Annotated in this window: 16 protein-coding genes; 14 read left to right on the top strand and 2 right to left on the bottom strand. The window is 48.3% G+C overall.

Features of this window, described 5'->3' with window-relative positions; genetic code table 11:
* Positions 1-40: 40 nt before the first annotated feature.
* The 7 genes from ADU23_RS29255 (at position 41) to ADU23_RS29225 (ending at position 7,072) form a co-directional block, all read left to right on the top strand.
* Entirely contained in the window at positions 41-1,024 is a 984-nt protein-coding gene (locus ADU23_RS29255; RefSeq protein WP_053376987.1) for a phosphotransferase, read from the top strand.
* A 188-nt stretch (positions 1,025-1,212) separates the two neighbouring features.
* Positions 1,213-1,662, top strand: a complete 450-nt coding sequence (locus tag ADU23_RS29250; RefSeq protein WP_053376986.1) for an SRPBCC family protein — start codon at positions 1,213-1,215, stop codon at positions 1,660-1,662.
* Positions 1,663-1,890: 228 nt separating this feature from the next.
* On the top strand, positions 1,891-3,084 hold the full coding sequence (locus ADU23_RS29245) for a glycine C-acetyltransferase (protein WP_053376985.1): 1,194 nt from the start codon (positions 1,891-1,893) through the stop codon (positions 3,082-3,084).
* Positions 3,085-3,095: 11 nt separating this feature from the next.
* Positions 3,096-4,070, top strand: a complete 975-nt coding sequence (locus ADU23_RS29240) for an NAD-dependent epimerase/dehydratase family protein (protein WP_053376984.1) — start codon at positions 3,096-3,098, stop codon at positions 4,068-4,070.
* Between the two features lie 47 nt (positions 4,071-4,117).
* Positions 4,118-4,687, top strand: coding sequence for a helix-turn-helix domain-containing protein (locus ADU23_RS29235; protein ID WP_053376983.1), 570 nt, complete (start codon positions 4,118-4,120; stop codon positions 4,685-4,687).
* A gap of 244 nt (positions 4,688-4,931) precedes the next feature.
* Entirely contained in the window at positions 4,932-6,305 is a 1,374-nt protein-coding gene (locus ADU23_RS29230) for an S-layer homology domain-containing protein (RefSeq protein ID WP_053376982.1), read from the top strand.
* Positions 6,306-6,403: 98 nt separating this feature from the next.
* Positions 6,404-7,072, top strand: coding sequence for a DNA alkylation repair protein (locus ADU23_RS29225; RefSeq protein ID WP_053376981.1), 669 nt, complete (start codon positions 6,404-6,406; stop codon positions 7,070-7,072).
* 1 nt (position 7,073) lies between these two features.
* Here ADU23_RS29225 and ADU23_RS29220 read toward each other — a convergent pair whose 3' ends face one another.
* Entirely contained in the window at positions 7,074-8,465 is a 1,392-nt protein-coding gene (locus tag ADU23_RS29220; protein WP_053376980.1) for an MFS transporter, read from the bottom strand.
* Positions 8,466-8,596: 131 nt separating this feature from the next.
* Between ADU23_RS29220 and ADU23_RS29215 the strand changes: the two genes are divergently transcribed.
* From ADU23_RS29215 to ADU23_RS29210, 3 genes are all read left to right on the top strand, one after another.
* Positions 8,597-8,902: an ArsR/SmtB family transcription factor gene (locus tag ADU23_RS29215; protein WP_053376979.1), complete on the top strand. Its 306-nt coding sequence runs from the start codon at positions 8,597-8,599 to the stop codon at positions 8,900-8,902.
* Positions 8,903-8,983: 81 nt separating this feature from the next.
* On the top strand, positions 8,984-9,115 hold the full coding sequence (locus ADU23_RS34005; protein WP_255314267.1) for a hypothetical protein: 132 nt from the start codon (positions 8,984-8,986) through the stop codon (positions 9,113-9,115).
* Positions 9,106-9,606 carry a GGDEF domain-containing protein gene (locus ADU23_RS29210; protein WP_082311246.1) on the top strand — a complete coding sequence of 167 codons (501 nt, stop codon included), beginning with the start codon at positions 9,106-9,108 and terminating at the stop codon, positions 9,604-9,606. Before ADU23_RS34005 ends, ADU23_RS29210 begins: the two co-directional genes overlap by 10 nt.
* A gap of 27 nt (positions 9,607-9,633) precedes the next feature.
* On the opposite strand, the gene ADU23_RS29205 is transcribed toward ADU23_RS29210, so the two are convergent.
* Positions 9,634-10,302, bottom strand: coding sequence for a class I SAM-dependent methyltransferase (locus ADU23_RS29205; RefSeq protein ID WP_053376977.1), 669 nt, complete (start codon positions 10,300-10,302; stop codon positions 9,634-9,636).
* A 227-nt stretch (positions 10,303-10,529) separates the two neighbouring features.
* Here ADU23_RS29205 and ADU23_RS29200 point away from each other — a divergent pair, with 227 nt between their 5' ends.
* The 4 genes from ADU23_RS29200 to ADU23_RS29185 all read left to right on the top strand — a co-directional run bounded on the left by ADU23_RS29200 (position 10,530) and on the right by ADU23_RS29185 (position 15,154).
* Complete coding sequence (locus ADU23_RS29200) at positions 10,530-11,105, top strand: GNAT family N-acetyltransferase (RefSeq protein WP_053376976.1); 576 nt, start codon at positions 10,530-10,532, stop codon at positions 11,103-11,105.
* Between the two features lie 99 nt (positions 11,106-11,204).
* Entirely contained in the window at positions 11,205-11,438 is a 234-nt protein-coding gene (locus tag ADU23_RS29195; protein WP_053376975.1) for a hypothetical protein, read from the top strand.
* A 78-nt stretch (positions 11,439-11,516) separates the two neighbouring features.
* Entirely contained in the window at positions 11,517-13,250 is a 1,734-nt protein-coding gene (locus ADU23_RS29190) for an ABC transporter ATP-binding protein (protein ID WP_053376974.1), read from the top strand.
* Complete coding sequence (locus tag ADU23_RS29185) at positions 13,247-15,154, top strand: ABC transporter ATP-binding protein (RefSeq protein ID WP_053376973.1); 1,908 nt, start codon at positions 13,247-13,249, stop codon at positions 15,152-15,154. Before ADU23_RS29190 ends, ADU23_RS29185 begins: the two co-directional genes overlap by 4 nt.
* The last annotated feature ends 71 nt before the right edge of the window (positions 15,155-15,225 follow it).

The following is a 15,225-nucleotide window of genomic DNA, read 5'->3' as shown; positions in this document are numbered from 1 at the left end:
GCTGCTATATGATGAGGCTAAAAAGATTAGGGGTAACGCCATGTATACTGGGCCTACAGCTTTGCGGTCCGTCCTAGACCAGAACTATTTGCAGTATGGTTTAAGCGAACAATATGATATTGGGCAGTGGAGCGAGTGTTTGTTTTGGCTGCGAGGCTTGAACGATACCTATCGCGTTCGAACGTCTAAAGGGTATTATATTCTACGTGTCTATCGTCAGGAGATCAAAGAGCAGGATGTTTCGTATGAGCTATCTTTGTTGACACAACTCAAGGCGCTCTTAAGCTCCGAGCACACGGGTGTAGCAGAACCAATAGCTAAAAAAGACAGTCGTTATTATACCGTAATCGATGCAGCTGAAGGAAAAAGGGTCGCTGTCCTTTTTCGATTTATTACGGGTACGGAGAACAGGCTGCAAGACGAAGAGTCTTGCTACGCTTTCGGCAAGTCTGCTGCTGAGCTGCATGCGGCTATGGATCAGGTTGTTTTGGAGCAGCACCGTTATGAGTTGGATACCAAGTTTCTTATTGATCAACCGTTAGAGCGTATTTTGAACTACATAGGCGAAAATCATGAGTCAGCCCCTTTTCTGCAGCAGTTTGCGCTTGCATTAAAAGAACGGATTACTGCTGCCGCTGATCAAGGGTTGGATTTTGGCATTTGTCATGGTGACATGCATGGGAATAATAACGCGATGGAACAAAACGGACATTTCACCCATCTCGACTTTGAATGGGCTGCCAAGGGCTGGCGAGCCTATGATCTTGCGCAAGTTCGGGCAAGAAAAAGGCAGCAACCAGAGACAAAGGAGCAGCTATGGCATGCTTTAATGGCGGGTTATCGGTCTGTCCGACCATTTTCGGTGCAGGATGAAGCGGCGATTGAGCTGTTTGTTTTTGCTCGCAGATTTTGGGTGATGGGCCTTGATGTTGCTTTTATCCATAGCGATAACGGCGCCATTGATTATACGGAGGATTGGCTTGACGGATTTATAGCTGAATTTCGCAAAACGAATTTGGTTTAGCCATGCATAAGCGAGTGGGTGCGGCGGTTCAGCAATTAATAGCTTTTAGCTCATTCTAGAACAAAACGAAGCCACCGCCCAAGATACATGGACACACATCTATAATTGTTGCTTTTAAGACAGCCTCTTATTTTTTTCATCAATCATGTAGAATAGATGAAAAGGGTTTATAAGAGGGGGTAAATAGATTGAAGCAATGGTCAAGAGAAATTGAGATAAACACTCCTATTGAACATGTATGGTCTTATTTAGATGGTTCGTTAGAACAGATGCAAAAGATTATGCCTCAAGTGGTAGAGAATAAACCAGTCCGCATTACTGAAGAGGTTGTCGGCAGCATATACCGTCAAAAGTATAAAGAAGGCAAACGCATAGAGGAATATGACGTCCACACGCTAGAATATGCGAATAATCAAAAGGATAAGAAGATGAAAATCGGGTTCACATTGGCAAATATCTTTGAGATCACTGCTTTATATGAACTGCATCGAATAAATGACCAGAAAACAAAGCTTAAATACACAGTTACCAATAAAGCATTGAAGTGGTTTGCAAAGCTGTTTATGCTATTTGCGACGGAGAAGATCGTTGTTAAATTTTTAGAAGATGTAAAAAAGGTTGCTGAATCAGAAACTTAACCTATGTCATCCTTACATACAATCTAGCCCCAAATCCCCCTGCCCATGCCTTGGCAGGGGGATTTTTTGTTCAGGTCAATACAGCAAGAAAAATGTCGTAATTTCAGTATTGCGCTATAACGCATTTTTATATATTATAACATACATACGCTATAGTGTACTTTTGTGCGCTAATAAAACGAGAGTGTTTTTTAAACTTAAACCTAACTGATACGAGGTGGCATACGGATGAGAAACCAAAGATTATCTTCCATTTTACATCGGGAACTTGACGAGCTTCGAAACCGGGGGCTGTATCCGACGATTGATTCGCTGGAAGGAGCAAACGGACCTGTTATTCGGTTGAAAGGCAAGGAGCTGGTGAACCTCTCTTCCAACAATTATTTGGGACTGGCGACGGACGGAAGATTAGTGGACGCTGCGGTTCAGGCAACGATCAAGTACGGAGTGGGAAGCGGGGCTGTACGGACGATTAACGGGACGTTATCGCTGCACGTTGAATTGGAAGAGAAGCTGGCTGCGTTTAAAGGAACCGAAGCCGCCGTCGCTTATCAATCGGGCTTCAACTGCAACATGGCGGCGATTTCCGCGATCATGGGTGAAGGGGATGCCATTCTGTCGGATGAGCTCAACCACGCCTCCATCATTGACGGCTGCCGGTTAACGAAAGCAAAGGTCATTCGGTACGGCCATTCCAACATGAGCGATTTGCGGATTAAGGCACAGTCAGCAAGGGAATCGGGTGTATTTGATAAAATTATGGTCATTACGGACGGCGTGTTTTCAATGGATGGCGATATCGCGAACCTGCCTGAAATCGTAAAAATTGCGGAAGATTACGACCTGATCACATACGTGGATGACGCGCACGGCACAGGGGTGCTTGGCGGAGGAGCGGGTACCGTGAAGCATTTTGGCCTTTCCGACCACATCGATTTTCAAATCGGAACCCTGTCCAAAGCAGTCGGAGTGGTTGGTGGTTACGTGGCGGGAACGCAGGAGGTCGTTGACTGGCTCAAAGCGCGCAGCCGTCCGTTCCTCTTCTCTACGTCGCAGCCGCCGGGAACGATTGCGGCATGCATTGCAGCGATCGGTATTATCCAAGACAGCAAAGAGCTGCAAGAGAAGCTGTGGAACAATGCGGCATATTTGCAGAATGGCCTCAAGAAGCTTGGTTACTCGATTGGCCATACGGTGACGCCGATCACGCCTTGCCTTATCGGCGATGAGCAGTTGACCCAGCGCTTTAGCGCGAAGCTGTATGAAGCAGGCGTCTACGCTAAATCCGTCGTATTCCCGACCGTGCCGAAGGGAGCGGGGCGCATTCGCAACATGCCTACTGCCGCGCACACGAAAGAAATGTTGGACCATGCGTTAACCGTATACGAGCAGGCGGGACGCGAGCTTGGCATCATCCTTTAGGAGGAATCGATATGAGGCGTATTCTTATTACCGGCGCGTTTGGGCAAATCGGCAGTGAGTTGGCTATTCGGCTGCGTCAGATTTATGGCAATGATGCGGTTATGACGACAGACATTCGGCAAAGTTCCAGCGAAACGGCACAATCCGGGCCGTTCCAAACGCTGGACGTAACCGATGGCAAAGCCTTTTATCATGCGGTGAAATCGCATCAGGCAGATACGATTATCCATCTTGCGGCTTTACTGTCCGCGACGGCAGAAGCATTGCCAATGCATGCATGGCAGTTGAATATGGGAGGGCTGCTGAACGCGTTGGAGGCGGCAAGAGAGCTTGATTGCCAGCTCTTCACGCCGAGCTCGATTGCGGCATTCGGCATGGAGACGCCGAGAAACGGTACGCCGCAAGACACCATGCAGCGCCCTGCGACGATGTACGGCATCAATAAAGTGGCCGGAGAGCTGCTCTGCGATTATTATTTTCATAAATACAAAGTGGACACGAGGGGACTTCGTTTTCCTGGATTAATCTCCTATACCGCTCCTCCGGGAGGAGGGACGACCGATTATGCGGTCGACATGTACGTAAGCGCAGTGAAGACCGGCCGCTTCACCTCGTATATCGATAAAGGGACCTTTCTGGACCTCATGTACATGCCAGACGCAATCAATGCGGTCATTAAGCTGATGGAGGCGGACGCGTCCCGGCTTAAACATCGAAACGCCTTTAACGTGACGGCAATGAGCGTTGACCCTGAAGGGATTGCGGCCAGCATCCGCAGGTATATACCAAGCTTCGAGCTCGATTACGGCATTGATCCTCTAAGGCAATCGATCGCGGACGGTTGGCCGGATGCGATCGATCCGTCGGCGGCTCGCGAAGAATGGGATTTCGACCCTGAGTACGATTTGGATTGGATGACTGATGATATGCTCTCTAATCTCAAAGGAAAATCGACTTATAGCAAGACAAGTGCGAATCTGTTATAATACGCTTAACTTTGGCTGTATGACGGTTTGAAAAGAGGCTTCGAGAGATGGAACAGATACACAAGAAGGTCGGAAAAAATTTGCTGGCTATTCGAAAATCACGCGGCTTAAGCCTGGATAATATGGCCGAAATGACCGGCGTGAGCAAGGCGATGCTCGGGCAGATTGAACGCGGGGATTCGAATCCGACGATCTCGGTGTTGTGGCGAATCGTCAACGGGCTAGGCATCTCGTTTACGACGCTTATCGAAGACATAGATTCGGAAGTAACGGTAGCGACGCCCGGCAATTTGGAACTGTTTTCGGAAGAAGACGGCGCTTATCGCGCTTATCCGATGTTTCCGTACAGCTTGCGAACGAAGCTTGAGTCCTACATGGTCACAATTGAACCTGGCTGCTTGCACGGCTCCGAGCCCCATAACGACGGGGTAGAGGAATATATTTTTGTTCATCAAGGTGTCTTGGAGCTTACGCACGACGAGGAGTCTTACGAAGTGCCGGCGGGCAGCGCTGTTCATTTTCATGCGAACCGGGCGCATTGGTATCGCAATACGGGTTCCGAAGCCGTACATTTTTTTACGGTTATCTTTTATGCCGACGCTGCGGCACGAGGATAATGAAGATCGCGTTGCTTAGGAAAAACAAAGGAGCTATGCGCACACAAGCCGCTTAGCTCCTTTTTTATTTTCAAATTCACACGTTTGCAGATTAAATCCTTCACACACATCTATAATTGTTGCTTTTGGGACAGCCTCTTTAAATAATTTCATTGACACTTATGTTTTCCAGTTGGTATACTATGGAACATTACATATTTCCGATCAAAACTATCGGAATTAAATTATAATGGAGGTAATGTTCATGAGAAAAACACAATCATCGTACACCAAACTGCTAGTAGCACTCCTCTTGTCCGTCTCTGTCATTTTCACACAATCCGCAGCTTTTGCCGCATCGCCAGCTGCTCCTGTGTCTCAGGTTTCACAGGTATCGCAGGAGGATGGCGCAGCACAGTATAAGCTGTTTTTAAAAGACAAGTTTGATGTCAGCCTATCGGGCAAAGTAACTAAAGGTGACTTCATTAAAGCGGTAGCGGATATTCTTGGCTACAAGCCATCCGGCAAAGAAGTAACGTTCTCCGATGTAAAATCCGGCAGCGAATGGTTTGATGCTGCGGCAGCTTTGTACGAGAAAGGCATTTTGTCGGGACCAGCCATTCAGGGCGAGCAGGTGCTAACTACTTCGGTAGCGGTATCGATTGCGGTTAGAGCAGCAGACCTTAAAGAGCTTGCTTATACATACCCGGAAGCTAAAGTGAATAAAGCGTTGACTAAGCTGAACGTAAAAAGCAGCGCGCTTGGCACAAAAGGCGCTCAAGAAACTGCTGCTGCGGTTGACACCGGTTTGCTGACAGCTGACCAATACGCCAACTTTAAGCCCAAAAATGCAGCTAGCGAGCAATTGATCAACACGCTGTTAGGTAAAGTATTGATTACAAAAGGCCTTTACAAAAAGTATATCGGCTATGTGAACGATGGCGATATTTTCGCGAAGCTGAGCAACGCATACAATACTTCTGATATTATTAATGCTCCTAAGCTGCAAGAGCTTGTAAATACGGCACTAAAACAGGATTTGATTACAGGCTACAACATTAAGGATTCCCGTTTCAACGCTAACTTCGTTGACTCCTTATCCCTCATTTATGGACATTCCGATTTTAACCATGCGATTCAGCTGATCGGCTTGCTTCGCAGTGAAGGCTTAAATGCAAAGGTACAATTTGAGCCAAAAACATCTGCTTTTATCTTCTTGGCTGAGTGGGGCACACCTGGACCAAATGTCGTAAAAATTGAAAATGGCAACTATATTTCTTACTCCAAAGAGTATGATCTTGCCTTTGAATTCGCGACAGCAGCAGATAAAGCCGCTTTCCAAGACGTTATTTTGAAATACGCTAAAAAAGATAAAGCAGACCAAACAGGTCTGATCATTGCTTCATGGTGGCAGCCGCTGTACTATTCCCAAACGGAATTGAAGGATTATGAAATTATTACGAACAACTTTATTACTGATCCGGATAGCCCGTATACGGTAAATCCTTTCTCCCTTAACGAGGATTCCGAGAAGGTAGTTGCAGGCTTGAAAGCGATCGACCCTAGCGTGAACGTTACGCCGATTCAATTCTGGGTAGATAAACCGTTCTACAGATATTTGCATGACGAAGCGGTTTAATACCAATTGAGAAGAATATTGATGAAGAGCAGCCCTGACCGTCATTGATGGTTGGGGCTGCTTTATGTTATCGTTCAAAGTAAAGGAGCTGCTATCTTATGACTGCGATTGCACAGGCGCTTGAAGCACGATTTAGGGAAAACGAAAACCCGGAACATGCATTGCCCATGGAAGCATACATGCGCGGCCAATTCGTTTTTTTGGGCATTAAAACACCAGAGCGGACACAACTGCTGCGAGAGTTCTGGAAGCATAACGAGAAGCCTAAGGGCGAGGAGCTGCTGCTAACAGCGGAATACCTGTGGCAGCTAAACGAGCGGGAATTCCATTATGTTGCGATGGGACTGCTTGAAAAATACAGCAAAGAGGCTGCGTCTGCTCATATCGAGAGGCTGGAGCGATGGGTAACGACCCATTCGTGGTGGGATACGGTTGATTTTATAGCGGCGCATCTCGTTGGTTATCATCTGTCGAAATACCCGGCGTTAATAGCGGAGCACACAGAGCGCTGGATCGTGTCGGACAACCTGTGGCTGCGCCGCACGGCGATTCTTTTTCAGCTCAAATATAAGCATCATACCGATGCAGCGCGATTGTTTGGATACATAGGCAAGACGAAGGATGAAAGCGACTTTTTTATAAGGAAGGCGATCGGCTGGGCGCTGCGCGAATATGCAAAAACCGATGCATCGAGCGTGCATCGGTTCGTTATGGAAACGGCGCTCTCCCCGCTAAGCAGGAAGGAAGCGCTGAAGCATATGCTTTAGCTTAAAGCGGCTTTTTAACTCCAAGCTGCTGCCTTGACGATGAGTAATACAGCCAAGTGGCTGCAATGGCAATAACAGCAATGACGGCCATTCCCCAAAAAATATTCGAAAAAGCGCTGCTGAGCGGAAGCTTGCTTTGTGATGCGAGTACGATTCCGCTGATCGCCACGCTGAACGCACCGCTGATGAACTGCGATAGCTGGAATAAGCCCATACCTGCGCCTACATGCTCACTAGGCAAAATGCGTGACAGCTCGTTGGATACGCTCGAATTTAAGGCAGAGAAGCCAACGCTCATTAAAATATAGATAACCATAATGACGTAGATCGAACGATCTGCAAACAAGGCAAATGAAATGGCAGCGAGCAGCAAAGGCAATGGCGCAAGACGAAGCAGCATGCTGTTGCCGTGGCGATCGATGATTTTGCCAATTCGATTCGACGACAGCATCGCGACGAGCGCTCCCGGGAAAATGATCAGGCCGGCTTGACCAGGCGTCAGCTTGAATAAGTGAATGAGCACCTGCGGCAGCAGGAACAGCGTTGCGAAATTGTTAATATACGAGACGATGCCAAGCGTAATCAGGCGGATATACCTTTTATTCCGGAACAAAGTGGGCTGTACAAAGGGATTTACGGCACGATTAATGCGAAGCCAAAATAATACGAGCGCCGTAATTCCGACAATGAGAGCAATCCAGAAATGGTTCGTAATATACAGTAGTACGCCGGTTGATCCGATACCGACAAGTAAAGCGCCCAAGATGTCGAAGGTGCCTTTGCTAACCGCTTCATCCGGGAGCAGTTTATAGAAGACAGGAATAAAGAGCAGCGAAATGCCGGTTACGATGAACAGGTCGTTCCAGCCTAAATACTGGGTGATCGCGCCGCCGATTACCGGACCTAGCCCAAGCCCAAGCGATGCGGCGGAAGTAATAAGCGCCATCGATTTGCCTCGTCTGTCGAGTGGAATAAACCTCGTAATAAGGACGATGGTCAAGCTGAGGACGGAGCCTGCGCCCGATGCCTGAATGAGCCGAGCGACGAGCAGCAAAATATAATGATGGCTAAAAAAACCGAGCACAGACGCGCCGCCCATTGCAATTAATCCAATCATAAGCAAACGGCGAATGGGAACGAAGTCGGAGAGCCTGCTGTAGGTAATGGATGAAATCGCAAAGACGATGGAATAACCGGTTATGATCCATGAAGCAGCGGAGGAGGAAAGCATAAACTCTGCCGTTACTTGCGGAAGCGCTAGATTGAACATCATCGTATTCATAATGACGATGATGACGGTTAAGCCAAGCAAAGGAACAACAAGGCCGTCACGAAAAGCGGGCCGAGCCTCGGCGGTTAGTGTTGGGGCGGTAATCGTTGCAGTGTTTCTCATGGAAACCTCCAAAGGGAATATTTGTCACTGAATTTATTGTTTTCATTGTACGACGATTATCGTACTATGAGAATATAGCATGATCCGTAATATCAAGCAATGAATAATTAATTGGAGAGGAGCGAAGCGGATTGAAAATTTTATTCCATCCCAATCGCGAGGATATCGAGCTTACTTCCGTGCTCTATGCATTAAGCGATCCCATTCGTCTCAGCATCGTTATCGAAATTGTGAAAAGCGGCGAGCAGCCCTGCGGCTATTTCGACTTTCCAGTAGTCAAGTCTACGATGACCCATCATGTTCGGACGCTGCGGGAGGCGGGTGTGCTGAATGTTCGCAAGCAGGGCACCCAGCATTTTTTGACGCTGCGCTCAGAGGATTTGAATATGCGCTTTCCCGGACTGCTCACGGCAATTTTACAGACTGCTTCCGTATAAAAACGTATGGAAAAGTACTTAATTTCTCGTCCTTTTACGCTAAAAAGAAGTTGCATTTTAGCAACGAGAGAAGGAACATCCGTGAGTACGCGCAAAGGCTTGAGGCTTCGATTTGTATTAGGACTATTAGTGATAGGCTCCGTTCTTTTAACCGCCGTTATAGGCGGTTATTTTGCATGGGCGGCGAATGAGGCTTCTTTAAAATCGGGTTAAAGGAAATCCGATTAGACGGATTAACAGGTCTTGCGAACAGGAAAACATTTGATTTGACCATACGGGAGTGGCTGGAGGAAAAAATTCCGTTCGCGCTAATTTTGCTCGATATCGACTATTTCAAAAAAATCAATGATGAGCATGGCCATCTCATTGGGGATGAGGTATTGATGCATACGGCTTCGCAGATATTAGCTTTCTCCAGAAGCGAGGATCTATGCTTCCGCTACGGAGGCGAGGAGTTTGGCATATTGGTCAACCATGGAAACATTCAAACGGCTGTGCAAATGGCAGAACACCTTAGAGAAGCCATTGCAGCTGCTATAAGTCCAACTGGCAGTCCGATCTACGTATCTATCGGCATTTCTGTGTCGATCGCTGGAGCTGCGGATGTTAAGGAAATCATTGAGATGGCGGACAAAGCGCTTTATCAGTCCAAAACGAAGGGCAGAAACCGAACGACCGTATATAAAAAAGAACAGGATGGCTAGCTCGCTAGCTATCCTGTTCTTTTTTCATTAAGGCTTCTTCAACAAGGCGCGAAAGCAGTATAATCGGCCCCATAAATCAGAATGGACAGCATCTGGCGGCGGCGTCCATTCAAAATCGTTCGCAAACGTCAGGCCCGCGGACTCTACGGCACGGTAAAGCTGCTGCAAGTCGACAGTGGGGTAATCAAAGGTAAGCGCGACTCTGCCTCCCCGCTTAACCACTCTGGCGAATTCTTTTAGGCTGAGATCCTGATCCACGTGTCTGAGATGCTCCAGTACGGAAATGCAGAAGACGATGTCAAATTGACCATTTTCATAAGGGAGATCGGTTATGCTCGCTTGCGCGTACCGTACGTTCGAATAGCCCTGATGGGCGATAATGGACGAGAGGGCTTCTTGGCCAACGTCCTGAATGATTTCTTGTTTGATTGCCTCCCATGAGTCAATCCGGGGATCAAAATCGCACGCATGAGTCTCCTTGCATAGTCCGCCCAAATAAAACTTTAACGGGTGGGAAATCCCGCATGCCGCATCAAGCGCGATATCGCCAGGAGCTGCGAGCGACCGGCACCATTCGTATTCATATGGACGACTCCACCATGTTTCTGGCAAAGGATAGATAAGCGTATCCGTCTTTGCATCGGCTGCTGTGAAGAAGCGAGCTTCCTCAAGGCGATTCACATTTGGGTCTAACATCGGTTATTTCTCCTCCCGCGGAATGCGAATTTTCTCCGGGTTTGCACATGAAGCTCATTTTACAAGCTTATGATTCAGTTGGGGGAATATGTATAGCGAGCCATTACAAATGCTTTCACTTTTTTGGAGGATTGTGGTATGTTATCTGATCATGCAGGGGCGAGCGGCAGTCGGTTGAATAACCGCAAGCTGGATCCTTGTTTTTATGATTAAAAGGGGCTGGGTGGATGGCGTTATCATACTCATTTCAAGTGTTTCCTCGGATGGAAACGGAGCGGTTTATTTTGCGCAAGACGCAGGAGCGGGATACAAAAGATTTGTTTGAGCTTTATTCGGAAGAGGAGGTCGTCAAATTTACCCCGTTGCTCCCTTTCTCGGCTGAGGAAGAAGCGTGGCAGGAAATGAATTGGCATTTGGAGATTTTTGCTCAGCAAATAGGCATCAGATGGCTGATCGAGGAGAAGAGCACAGGGAAGGTGATCGGTACCTGCGGTTTCTTGCATTACATGAAGGAGTATGCCCGTACTGAAATCGGCTATGATCTGGCACCAAGCCATTGGCGCCAAGGCGTTATGAGCGAGGTAGCGGCGCCGATTGTTGCTTTTGGCTTCAACAGCATGAAGCTGTACTGTATCGAAGCGAAGGTAGATCCGGCAAATCAAGCCTCGATCGGGCTGCTGTCCAAGCTTGGGTTCAAGCAAGCCGGCGACGTACGGGAATATGAGATTGAAAAGGGAACCTTCGTGGAGCTGCTTGTATTCTCGATGCTGAGGAAGGAATTTTCTATGCTGGAAAAGGGTTAAGCGGCTTTCGAAAAGGCAGCGTAGCGCGTATAATAGAGAGAAGCGAGCGAATGCTTGCGAAGTAAATTTTTTCCAAAAACTTTTTAGGAGGGCAAAATCATGTCCATTAGCAAGGCGAAAAAAGCAAGGCAGAAGCTGGCACAGCAAGGGCGAATAACGCCGGATGTGCTGCGAGGCAGCTGGCAGGGCGTCAATCCAACGATCAAACGAACACCGACCCTACAGGAGAAGCAAGCAAAACTAAATAAGAAACACCGAAGGAATCACGCGAATTACAGCGATGGTTCCTTTTGCATTTATAAGAGGCAAAAGGCGCAAGTCACGGCGGGTTAGCTCCCTTTGAATTTCGCAATTTTGATATGGTAAAATGAAAGTTGCGTATATAGAAATACTGAACGGAGATGATCCAAACTGTTAAAACTATTTCGTGATTTGAGAACGTATTGGCTGATGATCGCATTTGTTTTTCTGCTCGTATTTTTGCAATCGCTATCAGAGCTTTATTTGCCAACGCTAATGGCGGATATCGTGAACATCGGCATCATTAAAGGAGACACGGGTTACATAATGAAGCTTGGCGGTCTCATGCTCCTGATTACCGCTGCTGGTGTCGTATTTTCGATCGCGGCCAGCTATTATTCCTCGTCCATCGCAGCAGGCTTTGGCAAGCGGACGCGCAGCAAGCTTTTTGCCCATGTTGAAAACTTCTCCTTGCATGAATTTGATAAAATCGGAACCGCCTCGCTCATTACGCGCACGACAAACGACGTGACTCAGGTGCAGCAGGTGCTTATTATGATGCTGCGCATGATGGTCATGGCACCGATGATGTGCATTGGCGGCATCATTATGGCTGTGTCAAAGGACGCAACGCTGTCGCTTGTATTTGTCGTAGTCGTTCCCATACTTGCGGGCACGATTATTTTTATCGGCTCCAAGGGCGTTGTTTTGTTCAAAGCGATGCAAATCAAAATCGACAAGCTAAATCTTGTGCTGCGCGAGGGCTTGACCGGCATACGCGTCATCCGCTCGTTTAACCGGACGGGCTTTGAGCAGCAGCGCTTTGAAAAGGCGAATAAGGATTTGACCGACACAGCCATCAAGGTAAACAAAGTGATGGCTTTTATGATGCCTGTTATGATGCTCATCCTTAACCTGTCGAGCGTTGCCATTTTGTGGTTTGGAAGCATAAGGATCAGCAATAACGATATGCAAATAGGGGATTTGATGGCTTTTCTGCAATATGCGATGCAAATTCTTTTCTCTTTGATCATGGTTGCGATGATGTTCATAATGGTGCCTCGCGCTTCCGTATCTGCCGTTCGTATTAACGAGGTGCTGGACATGAAGCCGGACATTGTCGATAAGCATGATGCTGGAGATGGCGAACGCGCAGTTTCAAGTGACGGCGTGGAATTCCGTGACGTAACCTTCAGCTACCCAGGCGCGGAGAAGCCTGCACTGTCAGCGATTTCGTTCACCGCGAAAGCGGGCGAGACGACTGCTATTATCGGCGGAACCGGATCGGGGAAATCGACGCTTGTCAATCTGATTCCGCGTTTCTATGATATTCAGGCGGGCAGCGTGCTTGTAAATGGTTTGGATGTTCGTAGCCTTTCGCAGCATAATTTGCGTGCGAGGATCGGATATGTGCCGCAGCAGGCGGTGCTGTTCACCGGAACGATAAGCGACAATATTAAGTACGGCAAAGAAGATGCGACGGATGAAGAAATTAGGCATGCAGCGCTGGTTGCGCAGGCCGCATCGTTTATCGCTGAAATGCCGGAGGGGTATGAGTCCATAATCGCGCAGGGAGGCACCAACGTATCAGGCGGACAGAAGCAGCGGCTTTCGATTGCGCGGGCGCTTGTGAGGAAACCTGATATTTATATTTTTGACGACAGCTTCTCCGCACTCGACTTTAAGACCGACGCGCTGCTTCGGGCAGCCCTAAAGGAAGAAACAAAGCAAGCCGCTGTTCTTATTGTGGCGCAGAGGGTAAGCACGGTTATTCATGCTGATAAAATTATCGTGCTTGACGAAGGCGAGATTGCCGGCATCGGCACACATCACGATTTGATGCAAACAAGCAGCGTTTATCGGGAGATCGTATCTTCGCAGCTGTCAGAGGAGGAAATGGCATGAGTGAGCGTCCGCATGACAAAACACCATCCAAGCCGGGCGGAGGACCTGGCTTCGGTCCTCCCGGCAGAGGCCCGATGGGGCCAGGAGGCGGCGGTGGGCCAATGGGCGCGCTGGGGATGCCGGTGCAGAAAGCGAAGGATTTTAAAGGAACGCTTCGCAGGCTGCTCGCTTATTTAAGGCCCCAACGAAAAAAACTGATTGTCGTAGTCGTGATGGCTATGCTGAGCACGGTGTTCTCGATCGTCAGCCCTAAGCTTATGGGTAATGCTACGACTGAAATTTTTGAAGGAATTATGGGCGGCGGCGTCGATTTTGACGCGATCATGCGCATCATTCTTATTTTGCTCGGACTGTATGTGTTAAGCTCGCTTTTTGCATACGTGCAGCAGTATGTGATGGCTGGCGTTGCCCAGAAAACCGTATACGGACTTCGCAATGACGTTAACGCCAAGCTGGCTAGGCTTCCTCTCGCGTTCTTCGATTCAAGGACGCATGGGGAAATTTTGAGCCGGACCGTCAATGATGTCGATAACATAAGCAATACGCTGCAGCAGAGCTTGACTCAGCTGATTACCTCGGTTGTGACGCTGATCGGCGTCATTATTATGATGCTGACGATCAGTCCGTTATTAACCGTAATCTTGCTGCTTACGCTGCCGCTTAGCTTTTTTGTGATCAAGGCGATCGCTTCCAGATCGCAAGGTTATTTTAAGTCGCAGCAGGCGCAGCTAGGGAAGCTTAACGGACATGTAGAGGAAATGTATACCGGCCATAAAATTATTAAGGCGTTTGGCCATGAGCGCAAATCGGTAGCCACCTTTGATGACATTAATGATGGTCTGTACCATTCCGGCCGCAAAGCGCAATTCATTTCCGGCATTATGATGCCCCTGATGTCGTTCATCAACAATATCGGTTACGTGCTGACCAGCGTCGTAGGCGGTATTCTCGTAACGCGTCAGGCGATCAAAATCGGAGACATTCAAGCCTTTATTCAATATGCGAGGCAGTTTTCCCAGCCGTTGACGCAGACAGCGAACATCGCAAACATCATCCAATCGACGATTGCATCGGCGGAGCGGGTGTTCGAGCTGCTTGACGAGCAGGAGGAGAGCGTGGAGCCAATTGGCAAAGAGGCAGCTGTTATCGCTTCGCCGAAAGGAAATGTGCGGTTTGAGCATGTGAAGTTTGGCTACAAAGAGGATGCAGTCCTCATTGGAGATATGAATATCGATGTGAAGCAGGGACAAATGGTTGCGATCGTAGGCCCGACGGGAGCCGGTAAAACGACATTAGTCAATTTGCTCCTTCGGTTTTACGAAATTAGAGATGGCAGCATAACCATTGACGGTGTAAATATTGCGAAGCTTAGACGGGGCGATTTGCGCACGCTGTTCGGGATGGTGCTTCAGGACACGTGGTTGTTCAACGGCACGATTCGTGACAATATCGCTTACGGACGCGAGGGAGCGACGGAAGCGCAAATTATTGAAGCGGCGCAAGCGGCGCATGCCGATCATTTTATCCGTACGCTGCCCGATGGTTATGACACGGTTCTAAATGAGGAAGCATCGAACATTTCTCAGGGGCAGAAGCAGCTGCTTACTATCGCAAGAGCGATTCTTGCCGACCCTGCGATCCTCATTCTCGATGAAGCAACTAGCAGCGTTGATACGCGGACGGAAGCACAAATTCAGAAAGCGATGGGCAGGCTGATGGAAGGGAGAACGAGCTTCGTCATTGCTCACCGCTTATCGACCATCAAAGATGCCGATATGATTCTCGTCATGAACCACGGTGACGTGATCGAGAAGGGCAGCCACGAGGAGCTTCTGGAAAAAGGCGGCTTCTATGCCGACTTGTACAACAGCCAGTTTTCCGACGAATCCGGCTCGGTAGCTTGATGGATTTGTGGTCTGTAAGCACGCATGCGTGCTTATAGATAGATATCGGCGAATCGGCGTTCTGTTCCGCG

It is taken from the genome of Paenibacillus sp. FJAT-27812, assembly GCF_001273905.1.
Classification (GTDB): Bacteria; Bacillota; Bacilli; order Paenibacillales; family Paenibacillaceae; genus Pristimantibacillus.
This window is presented reverse-complemented; position numbering and strand designations above follow the sequence as displayed.